This is a genomic window from Mycobacterium asiaticum, from assembly GCF_001673635.1.
Lineage (GTDB): Bacteria > Actinomycetota > Actinomycetes > Mycobacteriales > Mycobacteriaceae > Mycobacterium > Mycobacterium asiaticum_C.
Genome location: NZ_LZMH01000074.1, coordinates 65,787 through 90,990, shown reverse-complemented (window position 1 = coordinate 90,990; position 25,204 = coordinate 65,787). Strand labels below are relative to the sequence as shown.

General features: G+C 67.8%; 24 protein-coding genes and 1 tRNA gene. 10 read left to right on the top strand and 15 right to left on the bottom strand.

The window, feature by feature from the left end; translation table 11 throughout:
- Window positions 1–48: 48 nt before the first annotated feature.
- Window positions 49–660, bottom strand: coding sequence for an ANTAR domain-containing response regulator (locus A5645_RS22775; RefSeq protein WP_065035994.1), 612 nt, complete (start codon window positions 658–660; stop codon window positions 49–51).
- 70 nt (window positions 661–730) lie between these two features.
- On the opposite strand from A5645_RS22775, the gene A5645_RS22770 reads away from it, so the two are divergent.
- The 8 genes from A5645_RS22770 (at window position 731) to cydC (ending at window position 9,216) form a co-directional block, all read left to right on the top strand.
- Window positions 731–807, top strand: a tRNA-Leu gene (locus A5645_RS22770).
- 295 nt (window positions 808–1,102) lie between these two features.
- Complete coding sequence (locus A5645_RS27345; protein WP_216638335.1) at window positions 1,103–1,228, top strand: ANTAR domain-containing protein; 126 nt, start codon at window positions 1,103–1,105, stop codon at window positions 1,226–1,228.
- Window positions 1,229–1,322: 94 nt separating this feature from the next.
- Window positions 1,323–2,654 (top strand): adenylate/guanylate cyclase domain-containing protein, encoded by a 1,332-nt coding sequence (locus tag A5645_RS22765; RefSeq protein WP_065131117.1) that lies wholly within the window; start codon window positions 1,323–1,325, stop codon window positions 2,652–2,654.
- A 30-nt stretch (window positions 2,655–2,684) separates the two neighbouring features.
- A complete protein-coding gene (locus tag A5645_RS22760; protein ID WP_155768128.1) occupies window positions 2,685–3,284 on the top strand; it encodes an HdeD family acid-resistance protein in 600 nt (199 codons plus the stop codon).
- A gap of 71 nt (window positions 3,285–3,355) precedes the next feature.
- Window positions 3,356–4,822 carry a cytochrome ubiquinol oxidase subunit I gene (locus A5645_RS22755; protein WP_065131134.1) on the top strand — a complete coding sequence of 489 codons (1,467 nt, stop codon included), beginning with the start codon at window positions 3,356–3,358 and terminating at the stop codon, window positions 4,820–4,822.
- A 47-nt stretch (window positions 4,823–4,869) separates the two neighbouring features.
- Window positions 4,870–5,910: a cytochrome d ubiquinol oxidase subunit II gene (gene cydB, locus A5645_RS22750; RefSeq protein WP_065131116.1), complete on the top strand. Its 1,041-nt coding sequence runs from the start codon at window positions 4,870–4,872 to the stop codon at window positions 5,908–5,910.
- Between the two features lie 74 nt (window positions 5,911–5,984).
- On the top strand, window positions 5,985–7,574 hold the full coding sequence (cydD, locus tag A5645_RS22745) for a thiol reductant ABC exporter subunit CydD (RefSeq protein ID WP_065131133.1): 1,590 nt from the start codon (window positions 5,985–5,987) through the stop codon (window positions 7,572–7,574).
- Window positions 7,561–9,216, top strand: a complete 1,656-nt coding sequence (cydC, locus tag A5645_RS22740; RefSeq protein WP_065131115.1) for a thiol reductant ABC exporter subunit CydC — start codon at window positions 7,561–7,563, stop codon at window positions 9,214–9,216. The genes cydD and cydC overlap by 14 nt, the downstream gene beginning before the upstream one ends.
- Here the strand turns inward: cydC and A5645_RS22735 are convergent.
- The 11 genes from A5645_RS22735 to A5645_RS22685 all read right to left on the bottom strand — a co-directional run bounded on the left by A5645_RS22735 (window position 9,191) and on the right by A5645_RS22685 (window position 21,137).
- Complete coding sequence (locus tag A5645_RS22735) at window positions 9,191–10,573, bottom strand: bifunctional lysylphosphatidylglycerol flippase/synthetase MprF (RefSeq protein WP_436405517.1); 1,383 nt, start codon at window positions 10,571–10,573, stop codon at window positions 9,191–9,193. The two genes, cydC and A5645_RS22735, sit on opposite strands and share 26 nt — an antisense overlap.
- Before the next feature lie 116 nt (window positions 10,574–10,689).
- Window positions 10,690–11,553 carry an acyl-CoA thioesterase II gene (locus A5645_RS22730; protein WP_065131113.1) on the bottom strand — a complete coding sequence of 288 codons (864 nt, stop codon included), beginning with the start codon at window positions 11,551–11,553 and terminating at the stop codon, window positions 10,690–10,692.
- The gene (gene pyk, locus A5645_RS22725; RefSeq protein WP_065035988.1) at window positions 11,554–12,972 is read right to left on the bottom strand and encodes a pyruvate kinase; all 1,419 of its coding nucleotides are present in this window, start codon (window positions 12,970–12,972) and stop codon (window positions 11,554–11,556) included.
- Window positions 12,973–13,046: 74 nt separating this feature from the next.
- A complete protein-coding gene (locus A5645_RS22720) occupies window positions 13,047–13,472 on the bottom strand; it encodes a DUF2752 domain-containing protein (RefSeq protein WP_065131112.1) in 426 nt (141 codons plus the stop codon).
- A complete protein-coding gene (locus A5645_RS28235; protein ID WP_081288504.1) occupies window positions 13,462–13,860 on the bottom strand; it encodes an NINE protein in 399 nt (132 codons plus the stop codon). Before A5645_RS28235 ends, A5645_RS22720 begins: the two co-directional genes overlap by 11 nt.
- Before the next feature lie 82 nt (window positions 13,861–13,942).
- Window positions 13,943–15,892 (bottom strand): prolipoprotein diacylglyceryl transferase, encoded by a 1,950-nt coding sequence (locus tag A5645_RS22710; protein ID WP_065131111.1) that lies wholly within the window; start codon window positions 15,890–15,892, stop codon window positions 13,943–13,945.
- Complete coding sequence (gene trpA / locus A5645_RS22705; RefSeq protein WP_155768126.1) at window positions 15,889–16,701, bottom strand: tryptophan synthase subunit alpha; 813 nt, start codon at window positions 16,699–16,701, stop codon at window positions 15,889–15,891. Before trpA ends, A5645_RS22710 begins: the two co-directional genes overlap by 4 nt.
- Window positions 16,698–17,948, bottom strand: a complete 1,251-nt coding sequence (trpB, locus tag A5645_RS22700; RefSeq protein WP_065131110.1) for a tryptophan synthase subunit beta — start codon at window positions 17,946–17,948, stop codon at window positions 16,698–16,700. Before trpB ends, trpA begins: the two co-directional genes overlap by 4 nt.
- Window positions 17,949–17,983: 35 nt before the next feature.
- Window positions 17,984–18,802, bottom strand: a complete 819-nt coding sequence (gene trpC / locus A5645_RS22695) for an indole-3-glycerol phosphate synthase TrpC (protein ID WP_065035982.1) — start codon at window positions 18,800–18,802, stop codon at window positions 17,984–17,986.
- A gap of 120 nt (window positions 18,803–18,922) precedes the next feature.
- Window positions 18,923–19,576: a TIGR02234 family membrane protein gene (locus A5645_RS22690; RefSeq protein ID WP_065131131.1), complete on the bottom strand. Its 654-nt coding sequence runs from the start codon at window positions 19,574–19,576 to the stop codon at window positions 18,923–18,925.
- Window positions 19,563–21,137, bottom strand: coding sequence for an anthranilate synthase component I (locus tag A5645_RS22685; protein ID WP_065036011.1), 1,575 nt, complete (start codon window positions 21,135–21,137; stop codon window positions 19,563–19,565). The genes A5645_RS22690 and A5645_RS22685 overlap by 14 nt, the downstream gene beginning before the upstream one ends.
- Window positions 21,138–21,187: 50 nt before the next feature.
- Between A5645_RS22685 and A5645_RS22680 the strand changes: the two genes are divergently transcribed.
- Entirely contained in the window at window positions 21,188–21,643 is a 456-nt protein-coding gene (locus A5645_RS22680) for a peroxiredoxin (RefSeq protein ID WP_065035981.1), read from the top strand.
- Window positions 21,644–21,676: 33 nt separating this feature from the next.
- Window positions 21,677–23,179 carry a serine/threonine-protein kinase gene (locus A5645_RS22675; RefSeq protein ID WP_065035980.1) on the top strand — a complete coding sequence of 501 codons (1,503 nt, stop codon included), beginning with the start codon at window positions 21,677–21,679 and terminating at the stop codon, window positions 23,177–23,179.
- Here A5645_RS22675 and hisI read toward each other — a convergent pair.
- The 3 genes from hisI to A5645_RS22660 form a co-directional block, all read right to left on the bottom strand.
- Window positions 23,176–23,526, bottom strand: coding sequence for a phosphoribosyl-AMP cyclohydrolase (gene hisI / locus A5645_RS22670; RefSeq protein WP_065035979.1), 351 nt, complete (start codon window positions 23,524–23,526; stop codon window positions 23,176–23,178). The genes A5645_RS22675 and hisI overlap by 4 nt on opposite strands.
- Window positions 23,523–24,332, bottom strand: coding sequence for an imidazole glycerol phosphate synthase subunit HisF (gene hisF, locus A5645_RS22665; RefSeq protein WP_065035978.1), 810 nt, complete (start codon window positions 24,330–24,332; stop codon window positions 23,523–23,525). The genes hisI and hisF overlap by 4 nt, the downstream gene beginning before the upstream one ends.
- Before the next feature lie 71 nt (window positions 24,333–24,403).
- The gene (locus A5645_RS22660) at window positions 24,404–25,204 is read right to left on the bottom strand and encodes an inositol monophosphatase family protein (protein ID WP_065035977.1); all 801 of its coding nucleotides are present in this window, start codon (window positions 25,202–25,204) and stop codon (window positions 24,404–24,406) included.

Sequence of the window (25,204 nt, the reverse complement as noted above, 5' to 3'; positions counted from 1 at the left end):
GCCCCCCACACGCCGGGCGGGGGGGGGCTTTCGCGTCTGCTCGCCCAGCTACTCGGGCTTGTCGAGGGTCTCCAGTACGACCTCGGCGACCCGCTTCATCGACGTCCGCCGATCCATCGCCGCCCGCTGAATCCACTTGAAGGCTTCCGGCTCGGTCATGCCCTGCTTGACCTGCAGCAGCCCTTTGGCGCGTTCGACCAGCTTGCGTGTCTCCAGCCGATCCGACAGCGTCGCCACCTCGCGTTCGAGCTCTGTGAGCTCGCTGAAGCGGCTGACGGCCAATTCGATGGCAGGCACCAGATCGCTGGCCGTGAAGGGCTTGACCAAATAGGCCATCGCGCCGGCGTCGCGGGCGCGCTCGACGAGATCGCGCTGGCTGAACGCGGTCAGCACCACGATCGGCGCGATGCGCTTGCTGGCGATCTCGGACGCCGCGTCGATGCCGTCACGGCGGGGCATCTTCACGTCCATGATCACCAGATCCGGCTGATGCTGTTCGGCCAGCTCGACGGCTTCCTGTCCGTCGCCGGCCTCGCCGACGATCTCGTACCCCTCCTCTCGCAGCATCTCGGCAAGGTCCATGCGGATGAGCGCTTCGTCTTCAGCGATCAGGACCCGCCGCTTCGGGGCGGCGTCAGCGTCGGTGGTGGGGCCGGTCATGACGGACATTGTGTCGTGACGGCTGTGACGGGCGCTCGGGGGGTTCCTCTAAGGTAGGTAGCCGGACCCAGCCCTCGTATCCCAACTGGCAGAGGAAACGGATTCAAAACCCGTACAGTGTGAGTTCGAATCTCACCGAGGGCACCAACGCCGCAGGTCGGCCGGCCGCAAGACAGCATCCGCGCAGCCTTGTAACGCCGTTTGGGCGACGGGCGGCAAGGCAGAGCTGTCTGCTCAACAACGGGGTTGACCCCGCCGACCGCCTCGCAGGCGACACCAGCTCAACCCTTGCCGGTCGCCGCCCACTGTGCAACACGTGCCCCTACGGTCCCAGCCGTAAACGAAAATGATCGCGCTAGCCACGAAACGCACACTGCGAGGGCTCATCCGCATCAAGCGATCGACAGCCGTGACCTAATCGGCCAGAACCCACGGCATCCTGTTGGGTAGGCGGAACATCTCGGCCGAAGAAGCCTTCGACATCCTGCGGTCGTCGTCGCAAAAACTGAACGTAAAGCTGTGCGAGATCGCAAGAGTGGTGGCGGCCCAGTCCGACATCTTCGACTAGTCCCCTCTTCCGTGGGTGCCAGCAAAATCCCGCGGCCGAACCGTCCCTGTCGGCACGCGAGGTAAACGCCGAGTTCGGCGGTTACTCTTGACACGTGGCCGCGAAAAATTGCGGTGCCCTTTCAGCTGGCGATGATCACTCGGCAAGCCGGCCAGACTGCGTCGCCGCCGTACGCACGCAGACGCGCGACATCCGTCAGCACTACGCGGCCAGCGCTGCGCGCCGCGCCCGGATCCTCAACATCACCTCCTGGCTGGCGGTGATCGTCAGCGCCAGCTTCGTCCTCATGCAGTTGCTGCTGGGCACCTGGCTGTGGCAGGTCGTCTCAATCAACATCTGCGCGGCGCTGATCTTCGCGATCGTGCCGACCCTGCACCGCTTCGGTGACCTGGTGGCCCCACTGACGTTCATCACCGCGGCCTATGTCACGGTGTTCGCCAGCTGCTGGGACGTGGGGACCAGCTCGGGCGCGCAGCTGTTCTTCATCGTGGGCGCCTGCCTGGTGGTGCTCGTGCTGGGCACCGAACACATCGTCTTGGCCAGTTTCCTGGCGGCGGTGGCCGCCGCGCTGGTCATCACGACCGAATTCGTCATCCCCCGCGACACCGGCCTGCAGCCGCCCTGGGCCCAATCGGCGGGTTTCATCATCACCACGATCTCTGCGTGCGTCATGGTGGTCGTCACGATGTGGTTCGCCCTGCGTGACACCGAACGCGCGGAGGCGGTCATGGAGGAGCAGTACGACCGCTCCGAGGCGCTGCTGGCGAACATGCTGCCGGCCAGCATTGCCGAGCGGCTCAAGGAACCCGAACGGCAGGTCATCGCCGACAAGTACGACGAGGCTTCGGTGCTGTTCGCCGACATCGTCGGTTTCACCGAACGCGCCAGCAGCACCGCGCCGGCCGACCTCGTCCGCTTCCTGGACCGTCTCTACGGCGCCTTCGACGAACTGGTCGACAAACACGACCTGGAGAAGATCAAGGTCACCGGCGACTGCTACATGGTGGTCAGCGGTGTGCCGCGGCCACGCCCCGACCACGTGCACGCGCTGGCCGACTTCGCTCTCGAAATGGTTGACGTCGCAACATCTCTCAAGGACCCGCACGGGCGGGCGGTCCCGCTGCGAGTGGGTCTGGCCAGCGGTCCGGTGGTGGCCGGCGTGGTGGGTTCGCGCCGCTTCTTCTACGACGTGTGGGGCGACGCCGTCAACGTCGCCTCCCGGATGGAGACCACCGACTCCGTCGGCCAGATCCAGGTGCCCGACGAAGTCTACGAACGGCTCAAGGACGACTTCGTGCTGCGCGAACGGGGCCTCATCGACGTCAAGGGCAAAGGCCTGATGCGCACCTGGTATCTGGTCGGCCGCAAGCCGGTGGACGAGCCCGCTGACATGCGTACCGAGGACGTGCGCGCGGCGCGTGTGTAGGACCGAAAGACCCTATACCGAAACCGCCACATGCGTCACACTGGTGCGATGGAATCAAGTCCTGCAACAACCCCCGCACCGCAGTCGCCGCCCAGTCTGTTGCCCCACCTGTGGAAGTCGACTCTGGTGTCGGGAATCCTGTCGGTCGTTTTGGGTGTCGTCGTGCTGGCATGGCCGCAGATATCGGTGCTCGCGGCGGCCATTGCCTTCGGCGTCTACCTGCTGATCACCGGCGCCGCCCAAGTCGTGTTCGCGTTCTCGCTGCACGTCTCGGCCGGTAGCCGCATCCTGCTGTTCATCAGCGGTGCCGCATCACTGATCCTGGCAGTGCTGGCATTCCGGCATTTTGGCAACGCCGTGCTGCTGTTGGCGATCTGGATCGGGGTCGGGTTCATCTTCCGTGGCGTCGCGACGACGGTGTCGGCGATCAGCGATCCGCACCTGCCCGGTCGGGGCTGGCAGATCTTCATCGGCGTGATCAGCCTGCTCGCGGGGATCGTGGTGATGGCTTCGCCATTCGAGTCGATCATCACGCTGGCCCTGGTGGTCGGCATCTGGCTGGTGGTGATCGGCGTGTTCGAGGTCGTCTCCGCGTTCGGCATCCGCAAGGCATCACACACCTTGCGCTAGCGCGCGCTCCGGCTAACTACTACACTCTGTCGTAGTTACTACGCTTATCCCCGCGGCCCCGGGAGATGACAATGAATGTCGTCGACATATCGCGGTGGCAGTTCGGTATCACCACCGTCTACCACTTCATTTTCGTGCCGCTGACCATCGGTCTGGCGCCGCTGCTGGCGGTCATGCAGACCGCCTGGGTGGCCACCGACAATGTCGCGTGGTACCGGCTGACCAAGTTCTTCGGGAAGTTATTCCTGATCAACTTCGCCATCGGGGTGGCCACCGGCATCGTCCAGGAATTCCAATTCGGGATGAACTGGAGCGAGTATTCGCGCTTCGTCGGCGACGTCTTCGGCGCACCGCTGGCGATGGAGGGTCTGCTCGCGTTCTTCTTCGAATCGACGTTCATCGGCTTGTGGATCTTCGGGTGGGGGCGGCTGCCCAAACTGGTGCACCTGGCCTGCATTTGGATCGTCGCCATCGGCGTCAACGTGTCCGCCTTCTTCATCATCTCGGCGAACTCGTTCATGCAGCACCCGGTGGGTGTGCATTACAACCCGGAGACCCGCCGGGCCGAGTTGACCAACATCCTGACGTTGCTCACCAACAACACCGGCCTTACCGCCTTCGCGCACACCGTCGCCGGCGCGCTATTGACCGCGGGCACCTTCGTCGCCGCCGTCAGCGCATGGTGGTTGGTCCGGTCGCAGACGAGCCCTGTGGACCCGGGCACCCGAGCGATGTATCGCCCGGCCACCGTGCTGGGGTGCTGGGTGGTGTTGCTCGCCGCCGTCGGGTTGTTCTTCACCGGCGACTTCCAGGGCAAGCTGATGTTCCAACAGCAGCCGATGAAGATGGCGTCGGCAGAATCGTTGTGCGACACCGCGGTTGATCCGGACTTCTCGATCCTGACGGTCGGTCGGCAGAACAATTGCGACGCCCTCACCCGCGTGATCGAAGTTCCCTACGTGCTGCCGTTCCTGGCCGAGGGCAAGTTCGACGGCGTCAAGCTGCAGGGCGTGCGCGACATCCAGCGGGACTACCAACAGCGGTTCGGGCCGAATGACTACCGCCCCAACCTGTTTGTCACCTATTGGTCGTTCCGCATGATGATCGGCCTGCTGGCGGTTCCGGTGCTGTTCGCTTTGGTGGCGTTGTGGCTGACCCGCCGTGGCCGGATCCCTGGTCAGCGCTGGTTCGCGTGGTTCGCGCTGCTGACCATTCCCACCCCGTTCCTGGCCAACAGTGCCGGCTGGGTGTTCACCGAAATGGGCCGCCAGCCTTGGCTTGTCGTGCCCAATCCCACCGGCGACCAGAGTGTGCACCTCAACGTCGCTGCCGGGGTCTCCCACCACGCGCCCGGCATGGTGATCACCTCGCTCACCACCTTCACGCTGATCTATGCCGTGCTCGCGGTCATCTGGTTCTGGCTGCTCAAGCGCTACATCGTGGAAGGCCCCCAGGAACACGACGCCGAACCCGCGGCGCCGCCATCAAACCAGGAATCGGATGCGGAGCAGGTGAAACCCCTGTCGTTCGCGTACTGAGCGCTACTGAGCCGTCCGGCGGGCCGTCCCGCGAAAGGAGCTGACCGATGAATCTGCAGGAGTTGTGGTTCGGCCTCATCGCAGCGCTGTTTCTCGGTTTCTTCATCCTCGAGGGTTTCGACTTCGGTGTCGGCATGCTGATGGCGCCCTTTGCGTTAGTCGGCAAGGGCGACAAGGAGTCTCATCGACGTGCGGCGCTGAACACGATCGGCCCGGTGTGGGACGCGAACGAAGTGTGGCTGATCACCGCGGGTGCGGCCATGTTCGCCGCCTTCCCGGGCTGGTATGCCACCATGTTCTCGGCCCTGTTCTTACCACTGCTGGCCATCCTGTTCGGCATGATCGTCCGCGTCGTGGCCATCGAATGGCGCGGCAAGGTGGACGACCCGAAATGGCGGGGCTGGGCCGACCTGGCGATCGCCGCCGGGTCGTGGCTGCCAGCCGTGTTGTGGGGCACGGCATTCGCGATCCTGCTGCGCGGCCTGCCGGTGGACGCCGACGGACAGGTGCATTTGTCGATCGGTGACGTGCTGAACCCGTACACGCTGCTGGGCGGTCTGGCCACGGCCGGCTTGTTCCTGTTCTACGGTGCGGTGTTCGTGTCGCTGAAAACCGAGGGCCCCATCCGCGACGACGCTCACCGGTTCGCGCTGTGGCTGACGCTCCCGGCGACGGGTTTGGTCGCCGGGTTTGGCATTTGGACGCAGCTGGCGCACGGAAAGAACTGGACCTGGGCACCGTTGGGCGCGGCCGTGGTCGCCATGTCGGCGGCGGTGCTGCTGGTGTGGCGACGCGTGTCCGACGGGTGGGCTTTCTTCTGCACGCTGCTGGTGGTCGCCAGCGTGGTGGTATTGCTGTTCGGCTCGCTGTATCCCAACCTGGTGCCCTCGACCCTGAACAGCCAATGGAATGTCACCATCTACAACGCCTCGTCGACGCCCTACACGCTCAAGATCATGACCTGGGTGACCGCGATCATGGTGCCACTGACGGTGGTCTATCAGGGGTGGACGTATTGGGTGTTCCGGCAACGCATCTCCGCTGACCGGATCCCGGCCTCGATCGGGCTCAGAAGGCGTCCGTCCTGAGTAGCTCTCGAGCGCCACTGGACCCACGGCTGTTGCGGGCATCCGCGGCGTTACGTGGCTACTTGCTGGCCGCGGTGGGCTGCGGGGTGGTGATCTCGGGCTGCGCGATCGCGGCGGCGATCGTGCTGGGCGGCATGGTGGCGCGGGTGGCGACCGACCCGTCGGCGCGCTGCCTGCGCTGCTGGGCGGTCCCGATGTCGATTGTGTTCGGACTGTGGGCTATTCGCACGATTGCCCACTGGCTGCAGGCACGGTTGGGGCAGCGCGGGGCCAGCGCGGTGATCGCCGACCTCAGCGGCCAGGTGCTGACCGCGGTGACCGGCCGCCAGCCCCACGAGCTGGCCGAGCAGCGTGACTCCGCCGCGGTGGTGGTCACCCGCGGGCTGGACGGGCTGCGGCCCTATTTCACCGGGTATCTGCCCACCCTGCTGCTCGCGGCGATCCTGACCCCGGCCACCGTGCTGGTGATCGCGCTGTACGACCTGACGTCGATGGTCATCGTGGTGGTGACGCTGCCGCTGATACCGATCTTCATGGTGTTGATCGGGTTGGCCACGGCCCAACGGTCGGCCGCCGCCCTGACGGCCATGACGACTCTGCAGTCGCGGCTGCTGGATCTGATCGCCGGCATCCCCACGTTGCGGGCGTTGGGCCGGGCGTCCGGTCCGGAGCGACGCATCAGCGAACTCAGTGCGGCGCATCGACGTTCGGCGATGGCGACGTTGCGGATCGCGTTCCTGTCGGCGCTGGTGCTGGAGTTATTGGCCACGCTAGGGGTGGCGCTGGTCGCGGTCAGTATCGGGCTGCGCCTGGTGTTCGGCGAAATGAGCCTCACGGTCGGGTTGACAGTGCTGCTGCTGGCGCCGGACGTGTACTGGCCGCTGCGCCGCATCGGAGCCGAATTTCACGCCGCCCAGGACGGGCGGGCGGCGGCCGACCGGGCGTTCGCGCTCATCGGAGAACCGGAACCGGCGGCGTCCGCGCAACGCACGATTACCGCCCGCGGCGCGCGGATCCGCTTGGAAAACCTCACTGTTGCAACCCGAAAGGGCTACGCGCCGGACGGTCTGAGCGCGGTCGTCGAACCCGGCCAGGTGACGGTGCTGACCGGCCGGAACGGCGCGGGCAAAAGCACCACATTGCAGGTGATCGCCGGACTCACCACGCCGGCGTCGGGCCGGGTCACCGTCGACGGCGTCGACCTCGCCGAACTGGCCCCCGCGCGGTGGTGGCGCCAGTTGTCTTGGTTACCACAGCGTCCGGTGCTGGTTCCGGGAACGGTGCGCGAAAACCTGCTGCTGCTCGGCAATCTCGATGATATCGACACCGCTTGTGCTGCAGCGGGATTCGATGATGTGCTGGCCACCCTGCCCGACGGGTTGGACACGATGCTTGGCCGCGGCGGGGTCGGACTGTCACTGGGCCAGCGGCAACGGCTGGGTCTGGCCCGGGCACTGGGATCGTCGGCACCGGTGCTGCTGCTCGACGAACCGACCGCGCACCTGGACGCCGCCACCGAGGAGCGGGTGCTGCGGGCGATTGTCGCGCGCGCCCGCGCCGGTGCCACGGTCGTGGTGGTCGGACACCGCGGGCCGGTTGTGGCCATCGGTGACCAGGTTGTCGAGGTATTCGCCGGCAGCGAGGCGCGGTATGCGCCGGTCTGAGCTTCGGACAGCCGTCGCTGAGCTGCTGCGGCCACGTGTCCCCCGCCTCCTGGCAGCCATCGCGCTCGGGGTGCTGTCGTTGGGCAGCGCGCTGGCCCTGGCGGGGGTTTCGGCATGGCTGATCACCCGGGCCGCACAAATGCCGCCGGTGCTCGATCTGTCGGTGGCCGTGGTCGCGGTGCGGACGTTCGCGATTTCGCGTGGCCTGCTGCGTTATTGCGAGCGCCTGGCCACCCACGACGCCGCGTTGCGGGCCGCTGGCAGCGCCCGTGCACAGATTTATCGCCGCCTGGCGACGGGGCCGGCGGCCGGCGCCGTCCGGCTGCACAGCGGCGAGCTGGTGGCCCGGGTGGGCGCTGACGTGGATGCCCTGGCCGACGTGCTGGTGCGCGCGCTGGTCCCGATCGGCGTTGCGGCGGTGCTCTCGGTGGCAGGCGTCGTGGCCGTCGGGCTGATCTCGCCGCCGGCGGCAGTGGTGCTGGCGGTCTGTTTGGCCATGGCCGGGGTGCTGGCGCCGGGCCTGGCCGGCCGCGCCGCCGCCGCGCAGGAAGCGGTCGCCGACCAGCACCACACCGAGCGCGACACCGCGGCGATCCTGGCGCTGCAGCACGCGCCCGAACTGCGGGTCGCGGGTGCGCTGCCCGGCGTCATCGCCGAATCGCAACGCCAGCAACGGGCCTGGGGCGCCGCGGCCGACACCGCCGCCCGGCCGGCCGCGCTCGCCGAAGCCATTCCGACCGCCGCCATCGGCGTCAGCGTGCTCGGCGCGGTGGTGGCCGCTATCGGCATGGGCCCCGGGGTTGCACCGACGACCCTGGCGGTCCTGATGTTGTTGCCGCTGGCCGCCTTTGAGGCCACCAGTGTGTTGCCGGCGGCCGCGGTGCAGTTGACGAGGTCCAGGATCGCCGCTCACCGCCTGCTGACGCTGGCCCCGCCCGTCACCAAGGGTCCGGCCGAGGCCGCGGTGTCACCCGGCCGGCCCGTCGGGCGGCTGTCGGCTGACGTGGTGGCCGGTCACTCCGCGGCCGTCAGCAACCGCGTCACGGTCGACCTCGCGCCGGGCGCCCGGCTGGCCGTGACGGGACCCAGCGGATCCGGTAAGACGACGCTGCTGATGACGCTGGCCGGCCTGCTGCCGCCGGTGGATGGCGCGGTGACGTTGGACGGAGTCGACCTGCAGCGAATCCGTGAATCCGAACTGCGTTCGGCGGTCTGCTTTTTCGCCGAGGACGCACACATCTTCGCCACCACGGTGCGAGACAATCTGCTGGTGGTCCGCGGTGACTGCGACGACGAGGAGTTGACCGACGCACTGGAAGCGGTGGGGCTGGGTGCCTGGCTGGCCGGTCTGCCCGACGGGTTGTCCACCGTGTTGACCGGTGGCGCGCAAGCCGTCTCGGCCGGCCAGCGCCGGCGGTTGCTGTTGGCCCGAGCGATCCTGTCCCCCGCAGGCGTCGTGCTGCTCGACGAACCCACCGAGCATCTCGACGCTTCCGACTCCGAACGGGTGCTGCGCCGGCTGCTGGTTCCGGGTGCCGGGTTGATCGGCGACGGCAAAACCGTGGTGGTGGCGACTCACCACTTACCCAAAGACGTTCGGTGTGCGGAGCTTGTGATCAAAGCCGTCGTCGACGCGGCATGAACTCCAGCGTCAGCAGGACGAAAGCCAGCGGCACCGTCTGGGCAAGAGTGACCAAGGCGTAGCGCCGCGTGTCCATGGCGTGGAACTTGCGGACATACCGATCCAGCGACTCGAGCGCGATCAACGGGTCCAACTGATGGAGCAGCAGATAACAGCACCGCGCTACCAGGCCACGTCGCTCGTCCCCGAAGAGATCGGTGAACGCCGCGAAGGCCAGTGAGACCCGTTGAGCCCCAGCTTCTCTGGCGGCGACGATCATATCGACGGCAAGCCGTTCGTCGATGCCGTTGGGCGCTCCCCGGCGGCGCCACGGCACGTCGAGCGTCAGGTCACTGCCGCCGCCCGCCGTCGCGTATCGGTGGAAGCCCTGCACAGTGCCCGACGCATCCCTGGCAATGATCAGCTGCGTCCCGGGATAGCGGCCCTCCAGTACGCCGTCCAGGTTCATGCAGAAACCGCGATCGGTGTGCGCTCCCTTCCGCGAGTCCAGCAGCACTGACCTCAACTCCGCGCGCAGACGATCGTCGACTTCGCGCTCGGCGACGATTTCGGTGCTGATTCCGAAGTTGTGGGTGCGTTTCACCGCCTGACGCAGATTTCGAAACCTCCGCCCAGCCAGCTCGAAATGGGTCGCGTCAACGACGACATCCCGACCGATCGGTATGGGGCGCAACGATTGTCCGATGGCGGCGGGAGTCCACAACCAGAGCCAACGCTCACCGCAGCCGACGACCACGATCCGCCAGCCGCGGGTGTGACACAGTAGGGCGAAGTCGGTCACCAGGTCCGCGAACCGCGTTTCGTCACCGATGGGGTCCCCGCTGACCACCGCGAATCCCAATCGGGTCCGGTAGGCCAGCGCCGCGGTGCCGGTGACGTCGAAGTGATAGCACTTGCCCGTCTGCATGGCGAACGGTGACAAGGGATCGTTCTTGGTGGCATCGATCAGCGCCCAGACCCGCGGCAGATCGGCAGGTTTCGGACGCGCGACCGTCGGCCACATCAGGGCCAAGCCGCATCCGGCGATTATGGTCTGACCGAGCACATCCAGCGACAGCACGTGCGCCCCCATCCCCGCTACCAGCAAAGCAGCGGCGGCCCCCGCATGCATCGCCGTGACCGGGCGCCCCAGGAAAATCCCGCGCGTGATCAGCATCGCCGCCGCCAAAATGGTCAAGCACCACCCCAGTCGACCGGAGTGGGCAAGCACGGCGAACAGCAGGCATGCCGCGAGCAGCAGAGCAACCGCACTGGTGTAGCGGGCGCGCAGCGAATCGGCGTGCAGGACAACACGTTCGCGCGCACGCAATGCGTGCAGGCCGGGTAGGAAATGGACCGTCGGCTGTTTCACCCGCACCTCCTCGTCGAGCTGCGCCTACCACGACGTTACGCCTCCCGTTCCCAGCGCGAGCAGACGCGAAAGTCCCCGACACGCCGGGGGATTTGGGGCTTTAGCGTCTGCTCGCGCGGGGACTAGCGGACGGCGGGGAAGTATTTCAGGACGCCTTCCTGCACCACCGAGGCGACGACCTGCCCCGAGCGATCGAAGAAGTGCCCGGTGCCCAGTCCGCGCGAGTCCGCGGCGACCGGTGAGCTCGTCGAATACAACACCCAGTCATTGAAGTCGACCTGCCGGTGAAACCACACCGAATGATTGGCCGAGGCAGCGAAAATCCGGTCGAACCCCCACGACAGCCCATGTCGGGTGATGACCGAATCCAGCACGGTGGTGTCCGAGGAATACAGCAGCGTCGCGGTGTGCAGCACCGGATCCTCGGGCACCGTGCCCAGCGCCTTGAGCCAAACCCGGTTGTAGTCCAGTCGATTGCCTTTGTCCCGCATCACCCAGGCCGGGTCGTTGGTGTAGCGCCAGTCCACGGGTTGCAGCGCGTTGACGAACAGCGGGACGGTCGTCTCGTAGCCGCGCAGCAACTCCTTGATGGGCGGCAGGGTTTCCGGCTCCGCGACGGCGGGCGGGTCGACGGCGTGCTCGAGGCCGCGGCCACCCGACATGTACGAAACCATCGCCGAGGACAACAACATTCCGTCCTGCACGGCATCGACGCGCCGGTTGGCGAAACGGCGTTCGTCGCGCAGCGGCACGACGTGGAACTCGATGTCCTTCGACGTGTCGCCGCCGTTGACGAAATGCGCGGACAACGCGCTCGGCGGCAGGTCGCCGCGGGTCAGGGTACGGCTGGCGGCAACGAACGACTGCGCCATGAGCTGCCCGCCGAACGTCCGCATCGGGGTCTTGCTGGGATGGGAGCCGCTGAATAGATGCTCGTCAATTCTGTTGAGGCTCAATACATCCAGCAGTTCCTGGAAATCAGACAATCAGACGTCGTCCTCGCCGATCCGGTGCACGTGGATCAGGTTCGTGGAGCCGACGGTGCCCGGCGGCGCACCGGCGACGATGACCACCAGGTCACCTCGCTTGTACCGCCCCAATGCCAGCAGCGACTTGTCCACCTCGCGGATCATGCCGTCCGTCGTCTTCATGTGCGGGACGATGAACGTTTCGGTGCCCCACGTCATCGCGAGCTGGCTGCGTACCTCGGGCAGGTCGGTGAAAGCCAGCAGCGGCAGCGGTGTATGCAAGCGAGCCAGCCGGCGCACGGTGTCGCCGGACTGCGTGAACGCGACCAACGCCTTGGCGTCGAGCCGCTCGCCGATGTCGCGTGCGGCGTAGGAGATCACCCCCCGCTTGGTGCGGGGCACGTGCGTCAGCGGCGGCGCCGCCGTGGAATTCTCCTCGACCGCGCACACGATCCGAGACATCGTCTTCACGGCCTGCAGCGGATACTTGCCCACCGAGGTTTCGCCGGACAGCATCAAGGCGTCCGCGCCGTCGAGAACGGCGTTGGCCACGTCCGAAGCCTCCGCGCGGGTGGGCCGCGAGTTCTCGATCATCGAATCGAGCATCTGCGTCGCCACGATTACCGGCTTGGCGTTCTCCCGGGCCATCTGGATGGCCCGTTTCTGCACCAGCGGGACCTCTTCCAGCGGCAGTTCGACACCCAGATCGCCGCGGGCCACCATGACGGCGTCGAACGCCAACACGATCGCTTCGAGGTTGTCAATGGCTTCGGGCTTCTCCAGCTTGGCGATCACCGGAACCCGCCGCCCCACCCGGTCCATCACCTCGTGAACGAGTTCGACGTCCGAAGGCGAGCGCACGAAAGACAGCGCCACCATGTCGACACCCAGGTTCAGCGCGAACGTGAGGTCCTCGATGTCCTTCTCCGACAGGGCGGGCGCCGACACGTTCATCCCCGGCAGCGAGATTCCTTTGTTGTTGCTGACCGGTCCGCCCTCGACGACCTTGCAGACCACGTCGTCCCCGTCGACGTGGTCGACGATGAGGCCGACCTTGCCGTCGTCGACCAGCACCCGGTCACCGGCCGAAGCGTCTTGGGCCAATCTCTTGTACGTCGTGGACACGCGGTCGTGACTGCCTTCGCAGTCCGCGACGGTGATCCGGATGGTCTCGCCGTCCCGCCAATGCGTCGGCCCGTCGGCGAACCGCCCCAACCGGATTTTCGGCCCCTGCAGGTCACAGAGCACCCCGACCGCGCGTCCGGTGGCGTCCGAAGCGGCGCGAACCCGCTTGTAGGCGGCCTCGTGATCGCTGTAATCGCCGTGGCTGAAGTTCATTCGGGCGACGTCCATACCGGCTTCGACCAGCGCTTTGACGAGGTCATCCTGTTGGGTGGCAGGCCCGAGAGTGCAGACGATCTTTCCGCGTCTAGTCACGACGTCAAAGCATAGTCGCGCTTTGTGTGATGGGTGCCGGGAACGCACAGCGCGGCGGAATCATCCGTGCGTCGTCAGCCGCTGAGGACGGTGGGCACCAATGGAAAGCCAGGCAAATTGCGGACGACCGTCCAAGCGGTCATCAGGACCACGACTACGGCGACGGTGGGCACGGGTAACCAGGACTGGCCGCGCAACCGGCGCACCAGGACCCACGCCGCCAGCAACGGGACGGCGACGAGCAGGAACGCGTTGTCGTTGATGCTGGCCGCAAGATCACCGTGCAGGAGATCGTGGGTCATCCTCAGACCGCCGCAGGCCGGGCAGTTCCAGCCGGTGAGCCACTTGAACGGGCACTGCGGGTAGACGGCGTGGGGACTGTGCGGGTCGGCGAGCCCGATGTAGAGCAGGGCGCCGGAGAGCGCCGCGGCGGCGCCGACGACGGCAGGGCCGCGACGCCGATCCCGGGTCGTACCGGTGTTATTCCGATCAGGTGCCATCGCGCATCGGGCGACCCAGCGGGTCAGTGACCTTGTCGGTCAGAATCAGCAGCGCGTCGATGGTGCCCCAGACAACCGCACCCAGCCCGCACGTCAGCCAGCCGACGAGCAGTTGCGCAACGCCAAGCCCGACGTAGCCCGCGTACATGCGCCCGATGCCCGCTAGGCCGAACAGCCCGAGTAGCTGCAGCAGGCCGGCGACAGTCTTCGATTTGTCCGAATAGGGTTGGCCGGTAATGGGATGCCGACCGTACGGCGCCGACGGGTCGTAGCCCGCTGCGTATTGCGGGTACGACGGGTATGGCGGCGGGAAGGGCGGTGGCGGATATCCCTGCCCCTCGTAGGAGGGGCCGGGCTGCGGAGCACCGGACCAGGGCTGTTCAGTCACGGATTCAGCATGCCAGATCTTCGCCGAGGTTGGCTGGACCTGCGTTGCCGTCGCTGAAGGGTCGGCCGCTGGCCGGTGGGCGTTACGGCCGCTGCCGTCTGCGCCGCAATGACCAGCGCCGCCGTTCTGGTTCGGCGGTTTGCTGCGGAGCCGGGGCGGGGGTGGGTTCGGGTTCGTCGGCAGCGGCGTCGTCGGCGTCTGAGGTCGTTTGCTCGGTCGCCGGCTCCTCGGTAGCGCTCTCCGGCTGATCGGCGGCCGATTCGCTTTCGGCATCCCCGGACTCGTCGGGCTCGTCGGGCTCGTCGGCCACTGCTTCGTCTTCAGCGTCGGCTTCAGCAGAGTCCTCGACGTCCTCATCCTGTTCGACATCTTCGGCGGTTGCATCGTCGATAGCTTCGGCCTGCTCGGACTTCGGCTCCTCCGGCAACACCTCGGCCTCGGCTTCGGCGGCGTCGGCCGGGTCGGCTTCGGGCTCCTCGAGTTCCGGCTCGTCGGCTGCCGCTACTTCGGCTGCTTCCTCGATGGCTTCGGCCCGCTCGGGCTCGTCTTCCTCGGCTGCTTCCTCGATAGCCTCGACCTGCTCGGACTTGGGCTCCTCGGCCGCTAGCTCGAGCTTCCCAGCTGCGGCCTCCTCGACCGCTTCCTCGACAGCGTCAGCCTCGGCGGGTTCGGGCTCGACTTCCTCAGGTTCGTCCAGCACCGCCTCGGCATCGGCCTCATCGGCGTCGGACTCTTCAGCTTGCTCGGCTGCCGCTTCGATAGCCTCGGCCTGCTCGGACTTGGGCTCCCCGGCCGCTACCTCGGGCTCGGCAGCTTCGGCCTCCTCGATCGCTTCCTCGACAGCGTCAGCCTCGGCGGATTCGGCCTCGGCTTCCTCCAGCACCGCCTCACCATCAGCCTCGTCGGCGTCCGATGCTTCGGCCGCATCGACGATTGCCTCGGCCTGCTCAGACGTGGGCTCCTCGGCCTCCGGCTCGGCCTCCCCGTCCTGCTCCGCCTCGGCCAGCGCCGCCTCGACTTCCGCGATCTCCAGCTCCGGCTCGCCTTCGGAGGACGCAGAGACGGACCCAGTGCTCTCTGCCGAGTCAGCACCCTCAGCGGCTGCGGCCGCCGCGTTCCCCGCACCGACGGTCGCCAATTCCGGCTCCCGCTCGTCGGCGCCGGATCGGCCCCGCAGCGACGCCGGATCCTCGCGACCCTTCGGCGCCAGGATGGCGTACACGACCGCGCCGATGAACACGAACGTCGACGTGAATGTGTTGATGCGGATGCCGGCGATATGCGTGGCGGTGTCGTCGCGCAGCAACTCCACGCCGAAACGCCCGACGCAGTACAGCGCCACGTACGACGCGAACAGTCGTCCATGGCCGAGCGCAAATCGGCGATCGAGGTAGAGCAGGGCAGCGAATACCAGCAGGTTCCACAGCAACTCGTAAAGGAAGGTCGGTTGCACGACGAGCGCGACCTGACCAGTGGACACCCCGTCCAACGAATGCACGTCGACAAACCCGGCTGGGTCGCGGCGGTAGAAGATCTCCAGACCCCACGGCAGCGTCGTCTCGCGGCCGTACAGCTCTTGGTTGAAGTAATTCCCGAGCCGGCCGATGGCCTGGGCCAACACCACCCCGGGAGCGACGGCGTCGATGAACGCCGGCAACGGGATATCGCGACGCCGACAACCGATCCAGGCGCCCACCACGCCCAGCGCGACGGCGCCCCAAATGCCAAGGCCGCCGTCCCAGATCCGAATCGCCGCACCGATACCGGCGCCGCCGGGTCCCCAGTAGGTCTGCCAATCGGTAGCCAGGTGATACAGCCGGCCGCCGATCAGACCGAACGGCACTATCCACAGCGCGATGTCATAGACCACTCCGCGCTCGCCGCCGCGGGCCGCCCAGCGTCGGTCCCCGATCAACAGCGCGATCAGGATCCCCAGAATGATGAAGAACGCGTAGGCCCGGATGGGCAGCGGCCCAAGGTGCCAGACCCCGCGCGGCGGGCTGGGAATGTAAGCAAGCAAAGTCGTTCTCATGCTGAGGCCTTCCGGCGCACACCAGCCGCGAGTTCCTCGGTCAACGCCTGCAGCGCTGGCAGACCCTCGCCGAGCGCGGACACCAACGCCGACCCAACGATCACGCCGTCGGCGTAGCTGCCGATCTGGGCGGCCTGCTGTCCTGATCGCACGCCCAGGCCCACGCCAACGGGTATGTCGGACACCGCCTTCACCCTCCCCACCAACTCAGGCGCGGCGTGCGACACCGCATCGCGCGCACCGGTCACTCCCATCGTCGAGGCCGCGTAGACGAACCCGCGGGACGCCTCGACCGTGGCGACCAATCGTTCGGGCGTCGACGACGGCGCCACCAAAAAGATGCGATCCAGGCCGTGGTCCTCGGAGGCCGCCAGCCATTGCTGTGCCTCGTCCGGAATCAGGTCGGGCGTGATCAAACCCCGCCCGCCTGCCGCGGCCAGGTCCCGGGCAAAGGCGTCAACTCCGTAGCGCAGCACCGGATTCCAGTAGGTCATGACCACCGCATGTCCGCCGGCCTTGCTGATCGCCTCGACCGCGGCCAGGGTGTCACGCACCCGCACTCCCCCGCTCAACGCCTGCTCGGTGGCCCGCTGGATGGTCGGACCGTCCATGCCCGGATCCGAATACGGCACGCCGACTTCGACGATGTCGCAACCGGATTCGACCAACGTCGTCATCGCCTGCACCGACGTCGGCACGTCGGGGAAGCCGGTCGGCAGATAACCGATCAACGCCGCGCGGTTGTCCGCCGCGCACGCCTCGAACAACGACCCCAGTCTGCTTACTGCGCTGTGCTCCACTGTCATCACTCGTCCAGCAGGCCGAACCACTTCGCGGCGGTCTCGACGTCCTTGTCACCGCGACCGGACAGGTTCACCACGATGACGGCACCCCTGCCCAATTCGGCGCCCAGCTTCAGCGCGCCCGCGACGGCGTGTGCGGATTCGATTGCCGGGATGATGCCTTCGGACCGTGACAGCAGACCGAACGCCTCCATGGCCTCGGTGTCGGTGATCGGCGCGTACTGCACCCGCCCGATGTCTTTGAGATAGGCGTGCTCGGGCCCGACCCCGGGATAGTCCAAACCCGCTGAGATGGAGTGCGATTCGATGGTTTGGCCGTCCTCGTCCTGCAGCAGGTAGGAGAACGACCCCTGGAACGCACCCGGCGATCCACCGGTGAAAGTCGCCGCGTGCCTGCCGGTTTCGACGCCGTCGCCGGCGGCCTCGTAACCGACCAGCCGCACGCCGGGGTCGTCGAGGAACGCATGGAAGATGCCGATCGCGTTGGATCCGCCGCCGACACACGCCACGACCGCATCGGGCAGCCGGCCCGCCTGCTGCTGGATCTGCACACGGGCCTCCAGCCCGATGATGCGCTGGAAGTCACGCACCATGGTGGGAAACGGGTGCGGGCCCGCCGCGGTCCCGAAGCAGTAGTAGGTGTTGTCGGCGTTGGTCACCCAGTCCCGGAACGCCTCGTTGATGGCATCCTTGAGCGTCCTGGACCCGGTCTCCACCGACACAACCTTCGCCCCGAGCAGTCGCATCCGCGCCACGTTGAGCGCCTGGCGCGCCGTGTCGACCGCACCCATGTAGATGATGCAGTCCAAACCCAGCAGCGCGCAGGCGGTGGCGGTGGCGACGCCGTGCTGTCCTGCCCCAGTCTCGGCGATCACCCGGGTCTTACCCATCCGGCGAGCCAGCAATGCCTGGCCGAGCACGTTGTTGATCTTGTGAGAACCGGTGTGGTTCAGGTCTTCTCGTTTCAGGAAGATCCGCGCTCCCCCGGCGTGGTCACCGAGGCGGGTGGTCTCGTACAACGGCGACGGGCGACCCGCGTAGTGCTTCTGCAGCTTGTCCAGGGTGTCCAGGAAATCCTGGTTGACGCGTTCTTTCTCGTAGGCGGTGGTGACCTCGTCGATCACTGCCATGAGCGCCTCGGGAACGTAGCGGCCGCCGTAGACGCCGAAATGCCCACCCTGGTCAGGGTCGTGGTGGGTGCGTTCGACGACGGCGGCGCTGGTACGCGGAATATCCGGGGATAGATCTGCCATCAGAAAGACTCAACGCGCGCGCGGCACATCAACAACTAGCGAGCCGGCTTCGGACAGGACGGGTGGGTACCGGCAGTGACCAGATCGGCGACCGCGGCCCGCGGGTCCCCGCTCTTCACCAGACCCTCACCCACCAGGACGGCGTCGGCGCCCGCACCGGCGTAGGCCAACAGGTCACCTGTGTGCCGCACACCGGATTCGGCGATCCGTATCACGTTGCTGGGCAGGCCGGGTGCAATCCGCGCGAAGCAGTCCCGGTCGACCTCGAGCGTGGTGAGATCGCGGGCGTTGACGCCGATTACGTTGGCTCCGGCCTTCAGCGCGCGGTCGGCTTCCTCCTCGGTGTGCACCTCGACGAGCGCTGTCATGCCGAGCGACTCGGTGCGGTCCAGCATGGACACCAGTGCCGACTGGTCCAGCGCGGCGACGATCAACAGCAGCATGTCCGCGCCATGCGCGCGCGCCTCGTGGATCTGATACGGCTGCACCACAAAGTCCTTGCGCAACACCGGGATTGACACCGCTGCGCGCACCGCGTCCAGATCGTCCAGTGACCCCTGGAAACGTCGTTCCTCGGTCAGCACACTGATGATCCGGGCACCGCCGTCTTCGTAGGCGCGGGCCAGCTTCGCTGGATCGGAGATGGTGGCCAGGGGCCCCTTCGACGGGCTGGCTCGCTTGACCTCGGCGATGACGCCGATGCCGGGTTCACGCAGTGCGGCCATCACGTCGCGCGGCGGCGGAGCCGCGGCGGCGCGGGCCTTGATTTCCGAAAGACTCACGCGGGCTTCGCGCGCGGCAACGTCGGCCCGGACTCCCTCAAGAATGGAGTCAAGCACGTTGGCCGGACTCATACCTGCGGTTTCCCTTCCCTCTGTGGCCTTTAGTGGCCCTGTTGCGAACCACCACCACCCCACGCGCCGACCGATTGCGACGACGTGCAAGAAGGGTAGCGACCCTCTTCACAGGGTCCGTCACCGCCCCTCGGTGTCCGTCTCGGGTGGCCGGTCGGTAGGGTCACGGCCCTCGTCGAGAGCATCCCACATCATCCGTTCAGATAACTCCGGTTCGGCGCCTTCGTGCTGCGCGTCGGCCTCGCCCCCGCGCGCTGCCGAGCGACGGGCGGCGGGCGCCAGGTACTTGGTGCTGCCGGATCCAGCCCCCGACGCCGCGCGCAGCAATAGCGCGGCGGCGACCAGCGTGCAGAGCGCCGCCGCCACCGAGACACCGGCTCCCCAGTAGTGGCGCGCGCTGCCGACCAGCGTCGCCACCGGGACGTGCGCGAGGTCGGCGCCCCGCGCGGCCACATCCGGCACCGCCCACAGGCTGACGCCCAGATAGCCGGTGGCAAAGCTCGCGGCCGCCAGCAGGGCGGCGAGGGCGCGCAACTGCCAGCCCCGCACGGCCAGCGCCGCCACCGCTGCGGCCAGGTCGACGATCGCCAACGGAAGCAGCGCGCTCGACCAGGTGGTGCCCGACAGCGCCACCTCTTTGGGTGGCCCCAGGCCGTCGAAGGACCGGATCAGCACCCATGTCAGCCGCGAAGCGCCCCACAGCAGGCCGGCGGCCACCACCAGGAGCACCTGGGCGACCCCGATCGGGAGGCGCCGCCGATCAGCCACCGCCAGGCACCGCGCTGAAGTCGGAGTTGCCGATATCGGGGCTGGCGAGTGTCTCGGCAGCGGCGATCGCATTCAGCACCGCCCGCGCCTTGTTTCTGGCCTCGTTGTATTCGTAGGGCCCGTTGGAGTCGGCGACAACGCCGCCACCGGCCTGGACGTAGGCCTTGCCGCGGCGCATCAGCGCCGTACGGATGGCGATCGCGAAGTCGGCGTTACCGGCGAAGTCCAGGTAGCCCACCACGCCGCCATACAAGCCGCGACGCGTCTTCTCGACCTCTTCGATCAGCTCCATCGCCCGCACCTTCGGCGCACCGGACAGGGTTCCGGCCGGGAAACAGGCGGTGACGGCGTCCAGCGCGGTCTGCCCCTGGGCCAGCAGCCCGGTCACCGTCGACACCAGGTGCATCACGTGGCTATAGCGTTCGATGTGGCTGTAATCCTCGACGCGGACGGTGCCCGGCGCGCAGACCCGGCCGAGGTCGTTGCGGCCCAGATCCACCAGCATCAGATGCTCAGCGAGTTCCTTCTCGTCGGCCAGCAGCTCCTTTTCCAGCAGGAGGTCTTCCTCGTCGGTGGCTCCGCGCCAGCGGGTCCCGGCGATCGGATGGGTGGTCGCGCGCCCGTCGTGCACGGTCACCAGCGCCTCGGGACTGGATCCGACGATCGAAAAGTCAACAGCGCCTTGGCTATCCGGTATCTGCAGCAAATACATGTACGGGCTGGGGTTGGTCACCCGCAACATGCGGTAGACGTCGATCGGGTCGACGTCGGTGTCCATCTCGAAACGCTGCGACGGCACCACCTGAAACGCTTCACCGGCCGCGATCTGCTCCACCAGATACTCGACGATCGCGCCGTACTCGTCCTCCGTGCGCTGCGCACGGTGGCGCGGCTCGGGCCGGGCGAACGTCGCCACCGTCGACGGCACCGGCAGGCTGAGCGCCGCGGTCATCACATTCAGCCGGGCGACGGCGTCGTCGTAGGCCCAGTCGACCCGCTCGTCGGTGCCGTTCCAATTCACCGCGTTGGCGATCAGGGTGATGGTGCCCTCGTGGTGGTCGACGGCGGCCAGGTCGGTCGCCAGCAGCAGCAGCATGTCGGGCAGTTGCAGATCGTCGACGGCGAGTTCGGGCAGCCGCTCCAGGCGGCGCACCATGTCGTAGGCGAAGAACCCGACCATGCCCCCGGACAGCGGCGGCAATCCCGGGCGCGATTCCTGGGGAGCCGCGGTCGCCAGCACCTCCAACGTGGCGCGCAGCGCGTCCAGCGGGTCGCCCCCGGCGGGGGCATCCTTGGGTACGGCGCCCAGCCACACGGCCTGCCCGTCGCGAACGCTCAGCGCCGTCGGGGCGCCGGCCCCGATGAAGGACCAGCGCGACCATGACCGCCCGTTCTCGGCCGACTCGAGCAGGAAAGTCCCGGGACGGTTGGCGGCCAGCTTCCGGTAGGCCGAGAGCGGAGTTTCGCTGTCGGCCAAGACCTTGCGGGTCACCGGGACCACCCGGTGCTCGGCCGCCAGCGCGCGGAATTCTTCCCGCGTGATCGTGGCTGCGAGGTTGGCGTGCACCGAACCATCCAACCAGATTGCTGGGCGGCAGCCCGCGTAGCGTGTCGACCATGAAACCTGGTGACACCGTGGCCGACTTCGAGCTTCCCGATCAGACCGGCACGCCGCGCAGACTCAGCGAGTTGTTGTCCGACGGGCCCGTGGTGCTCTTTTTCTACCCGGCGGCCATGACCCCCGGCTGCACCAAGGAGGCCTGCCACTTCCGCGACCTGGCCGCCGAGTTCGCCGCCGTCGGCGCCAACCGGGTCGGCATCAGCACCGACCCCGTGCAGAAGCAGGCCAAGTTCGCCGACACGCAGAAATTCGACTACCCGCTGCTCTCGGACGCCGACGGCACGGTCGCCACCCAGTTCGGCGTCAAGCGCGGGTTGCTCGGCAAACTGCTGCCGGTGAAACGGACCACGTTCGTCATCGACACCGACCGCAAGGTGCTCGAGGTGATCTCCAGCGAGATCAGCATGGACACCCACGCCGACAAGGCTTTGGCGACGCTGCGCAATCGTTGAGCTTTGCCGGGGACGGCTCGTTAGCATGCATCCATGCCAACAAGCGCCGGCGAAGGCGGAGGCCTCAAAGAAGGCGAGCTGTTCGCCGGCTTCACCATCGTCCGCCGGCTCGGGGCCGGCGGGATGGGCGAGGTCTATCTCGCGCAGCACCCACGGCTGCCGCGCCGGGACGCGCTGAAGATCCTGCCGCGGGAGTTCACCGCGAATTCCGAGTTCCGCCAGCGCTTCAACCGCGAGGCCGATCTGGCTGGGAGCCTGTACAACGAACACATCGTCGGCATCCACGACCGCGGCGAGTATCACGGCCAACTGTGGATCTCGATGGACTACGTCGAGGGCACCGACGCCAACGAATTGCTGCGCACCCGGTACCCGTCCGGGATGCCGCTGCCCGAGGTCGTCGAAATCGTCTCGGCGGTGGCCGACGCGCTCGACTACGCGCACTCGCGGGGTTTGCTGCACCGCGACGTCAAACCGGCCAACATCCTGCTCGGCGACGGCCAGCCGAAGCGCCGGATTCTGTTGGCCGATTTCGGCATTGCCCGCGAACTGGGCCAGAGCAGCGGTCTGACCGCCACGAATATGACGATGGGCACCAGCGCCTACTGCGCGCCCGAGCAACTGCAGGGGTTCGACCTGGACGGTCGGGCCGACCAGTACGCGCTGGGCTGCACGGCGTTCCAGTTGCTCACCGGTGCGGCCCCGTTCCAGGACTCCAACCTGGCGGTGGTGATCGCCCAGCAACTGTCCGCGCCGCCGCCGCTGCTCAGCACCCGACGTCCGGATCTGGCCCACCTCGACGCCGTCATCACCAGGGCGCTCGCGAAGGAGCCGGCTGGCCGGTTCGCGTCCTGTGCAGAGTTCGCGGCCGCGTTGGCGGCACCCCCGGGCACTCTGTACCCGCCGGTCGGGGTTGTCCCGCCCCCGCCCATAGCCCCGCTGCCGCCGCCTCCGCACCACCGCGGACACGGCACGTTGATCGCGTCGCTGGTGGCCGTGGCGCTGGTGGTGGCCGCGGCGGTGCTCGGCCTGGTGGCGCTGCACGGTCCGTCCGGCGACCCGGCCGCCGCTCCGGCCGGCAAGCCCAGCGGCGGCGGCACCAGCACCCACTCGGCGCCGCCGCCCGGCAACAACTCGGCGCCACCGACGCTGCATCTGACCGAACAGGTAACGGACGAGGCCCGGGTGCTGCGGCCCGCCGAACGTGCCGTGATCGAGCGCGACCTCAGAAGACTCGAGGACACCCGCGGCATCAAGCTGTGGGTCGTCTACGTCAACGATTTCGGTGAGTTCAAGCCGACGCGCTGGGCCGAGCGCACCCTACGCGCCAACGATTTCACCGACCACGACGCGCTGCTGGCCATCGCCACCGACCGGCCCTCATTCGCCTTCCACGTGCCGGTGGCGGCCACCGTGGGCAAGCCGATCGACGTCGAGGAGATCCGTCGCGAGCGCATCGCGCCGGCCGTCGAGCGCCGCGAATGGACCCGCGCCGCCCTGGTGGCCGCCAACGGGCTGGACGTCGCGGCCGGCTAATCCGTGCCCGGCTCCAACAGCACCGCGGCATCGAAGCAACTGTGATCGCCGGTGTGGCACGCCCCGCCGACCTGGTCGACGGTCAGCAGCACGGTGTCGCCGTCGCAGTCCAAGCGCACCTCGTGCACGCGCTGGGTGTGCCCACTGGTGGCGCCTTTGATCCACTGTTCGCCGCGGGACCGCGAAAAGTACGTGGCTTCACGGGTTTCCAGCGTGCGGGCCAGCGCGTCGTCGTCCATCCAGGCGACCATCAACACGTCGCCGCTGCCGCGCTCCTGCACGACGGCGGTGATCAGGCCGTCGGCGTTGCGCTTCAACCGCCCGGCGATGTCCGGGTGCAGCGTCATGGCGCGGCCATCCGCACGGTGATCTTTTCCGCGGCCATCGCGGCCTTGACCTCGCCGATGGTCAGCTCGCGGAAGTGGAACACACTGGCGGCCAACACGGCGTCGGCTCCCGCGGCGACGGCCGGCGCGAAGTGCCCGACGGCGCCCGCGCCGCCGCTGGCGATGACCGGCACCGTGACAGCCGCGCGGACCGCGCGCAACATGGCCAGATCGAAGCCCGCCTTGGTGCCGTCGGCGTCCATCGAATTGAGCAGGATCTCCCCCACCCCCAGCTCGGCGCCGCGCGCGGCCCACTCGACGGCGTCGATGCCGGTGCCCCGACGACCGCCGTGAGTGGTGACCTCCCACCCCGACGTGGTGGGCGGCGAGCCGGCGGGGACCGTGCGGGCGTCGACGGACAGCACGATGCACTGGGAGCCGAATTGTCTTGCCATTTCGGCGAGCAACTCGGGGCGGGCGATGGCGGCGGTGTTGACCGATACCTTGTCCGCGCCGGCGCGCAGCAGCACGTCGACGTCGGCGACGGTGCGCACGCCGCCCCCGACCGTCAGCGGGATGAACACCTGCTCGGCGGTGCGGCGCACCACGTCCAGCATGGTGGCCCGGCCCGAGGAGGACGCGGTCACGTCGAGGAAGGTGAGTTCGTCGGCGCCCTCGGCGTCATAGGCGGCCGCGAGTTCGACCGGATCGCCGGCGTCGCGCAGGTTTTCGAAATTGACCCCCTTGACCACGCGCCCGCCGTCGACGTCCAGGCACGGGATCACCCGCACCGCCAGGCCGTCCCCATCCGTGTGCGCGGGGTGCACCTCTCCCCCGCGAGCAGACGCTAAAGCGCCTTTTTCGTCGGCGTGTCGGGGACTTAAGTGTCTGCTCGGCATTAGTAGTCCTCGGGTTGGCCGGTGCTGCGCAGGATCTCCAGGATCTCGGCGTGCACACCGGGCGCCGCGGCCAGAGCGGACTTCGACGCCGGAACCCACGGCTCGCCGGCCAGATCGGTGACGATGCCGCCGGCCGCCCGGACCAACGCCACCCCGGCCGCGTGATCCCACACGTGGCTGCCGAAACTGATTGCGCCACCCAGGATTCCGTCGGCCACATAGGCCAGGTCGAGGCCGGTGGAGCCGTGCATACGCAACCGCGAGGACAGCCGGCTGAGATTTTCCAGCACCGCCACCCGGTACCGGCCGGGAAAGCGGCCGCGCGAGTCCGCGCTGAACGAGCCGGCGCCGATCAGCGCGTCAGCCAACGACGCGGGCTCCAGGGCCGGCTGCGGTTCGCCGTCCTTCATCAACGGTCCCCCGACCACGGCGGTATACCGCGTACCGATGAACGGCAGCCAGGTCAGCCCGGCCACCGGCTCACCGTCGCGCAACAGGCCGAGCAGGATCCCGGCCATCGGCGACCCGGCCGCGTAGTTGAAGGTGCCGTCTACCGGGTCGAGCACCCAGACCCACGGCGAGTCGACGTCCGCGCCGCCGAATTCCTCGCCGTGCACCTCGATTCCGGTGGCCTTGACGAGCGCGTCGACCACCTGGCGCTCGATGGCGAGGTCGACTTCGGTGGCGAAGTCGTTGCCCTTCTTGCTCACTGCCGACTCCGCGCGGTGTCCGGCCAGGAACGGTTCAACCGCGTCGTCCAGGACGGCCGACGCCTCGGCCACCAATGCATCCAAATCCAT

What these genes read in the sequence shown, in the direction of transcription:
- A5645_RS22760 (WP_155768128.1), top strand. Translation starts at nt 2,685, where the DNA reads ATGCGTCACACTGGTGCGATGGAATCAAGTCCTGCAACAACCCCCGCA.
- trpB (WP_065131110.1), bottom strand. Translation starts at nt 17,948, where the DNA reads ATGGCAGATCTATCCCCGGATATTCCGCGTACCAGCGCCGCCGTCGTC.
- A5645_RS22680 (WP_065035981.1), top strand. Translation starts at nt 21,188, where the DNA reads ATGAAACCTGGTGACACCGTGGCCGACTTCGAGCTTCCCGATCAGACC.
- A5645_RS22660 (WP_065035977.1), bottom strand. Translation starts at nt 25,204, where the DNA reads ATGGATTTGGATGCATTGGTGGCCGAGGCGTCGGCCGTCCTGGACGAC.
- A5645_RS22720 (WP_065131112.1), bottom strand. Translation starts at nt 13,472, where the DNA reads ATGGCACCTGATCGGAATAACACCGGTACGACCCGGGATCGGCGTCGC.
- A5645_RS22755 (WP_065131134.1), top strand. Translation starts at nt 3,356, where the DNA reads ATGAATGTCGTCGACATATCGCGGTGGCAGTTCGGTATCACCACCGTC.
- A5645_RS22710 (WP_065131111.1), bottom strand. Translation starts at nt 15,892, where the DNA reads ATGAGAACGACTTTGCTTGCTTACATTCCCAGCCCGCCGCGCGGGGTC.
- cydC (WP_065131115.1), top strand. Translation starts at nt 7,561, where the DNA reads ATGCGCCGGTCTGAGCTTCGGACAGCCGTCGCTGAGCTGCTGCGGCCA.
- trpC (WP_065035982.1), bottom strand. Translation starts at nt 18,802, where the DNA reads ATGAGTCCGGCCAACGTGCTTGACTCCATTCTTGAGGGAGTCCGGGCC.
- cydB (WP_065131116.1), top strand. Translation starts at nt 4,870, where the DNA reads ATGAATCTGCAGGAGTTGTGGTTCGGCCTCATCGCAGCGCTGTTTCTC.
- A5645_RS22775 (WP_065035994.1), bottom strand. Translation starts at nt 660, where the DNA reads ATGACCGGCCCCACCACCGACGCTGACGCCGCCCCGAAGCGGCGGGTC.
- A5645_RS22675 (WP_065035980.1), top strand. Translation starts at nt 21,677, where the DNA reads ATGCCAACAAGCGCCGGCGAAGGCGGAGGCCTCAAAGAAGGCGAGCTG.
- hisI (WP_065035979.1), bottom strand. Translation starts at nt 23,526, where the DNA reads ATGACGCTGCACCCGGACATCGCCGGGCGGTTGAAGCGCAACGCCGAC.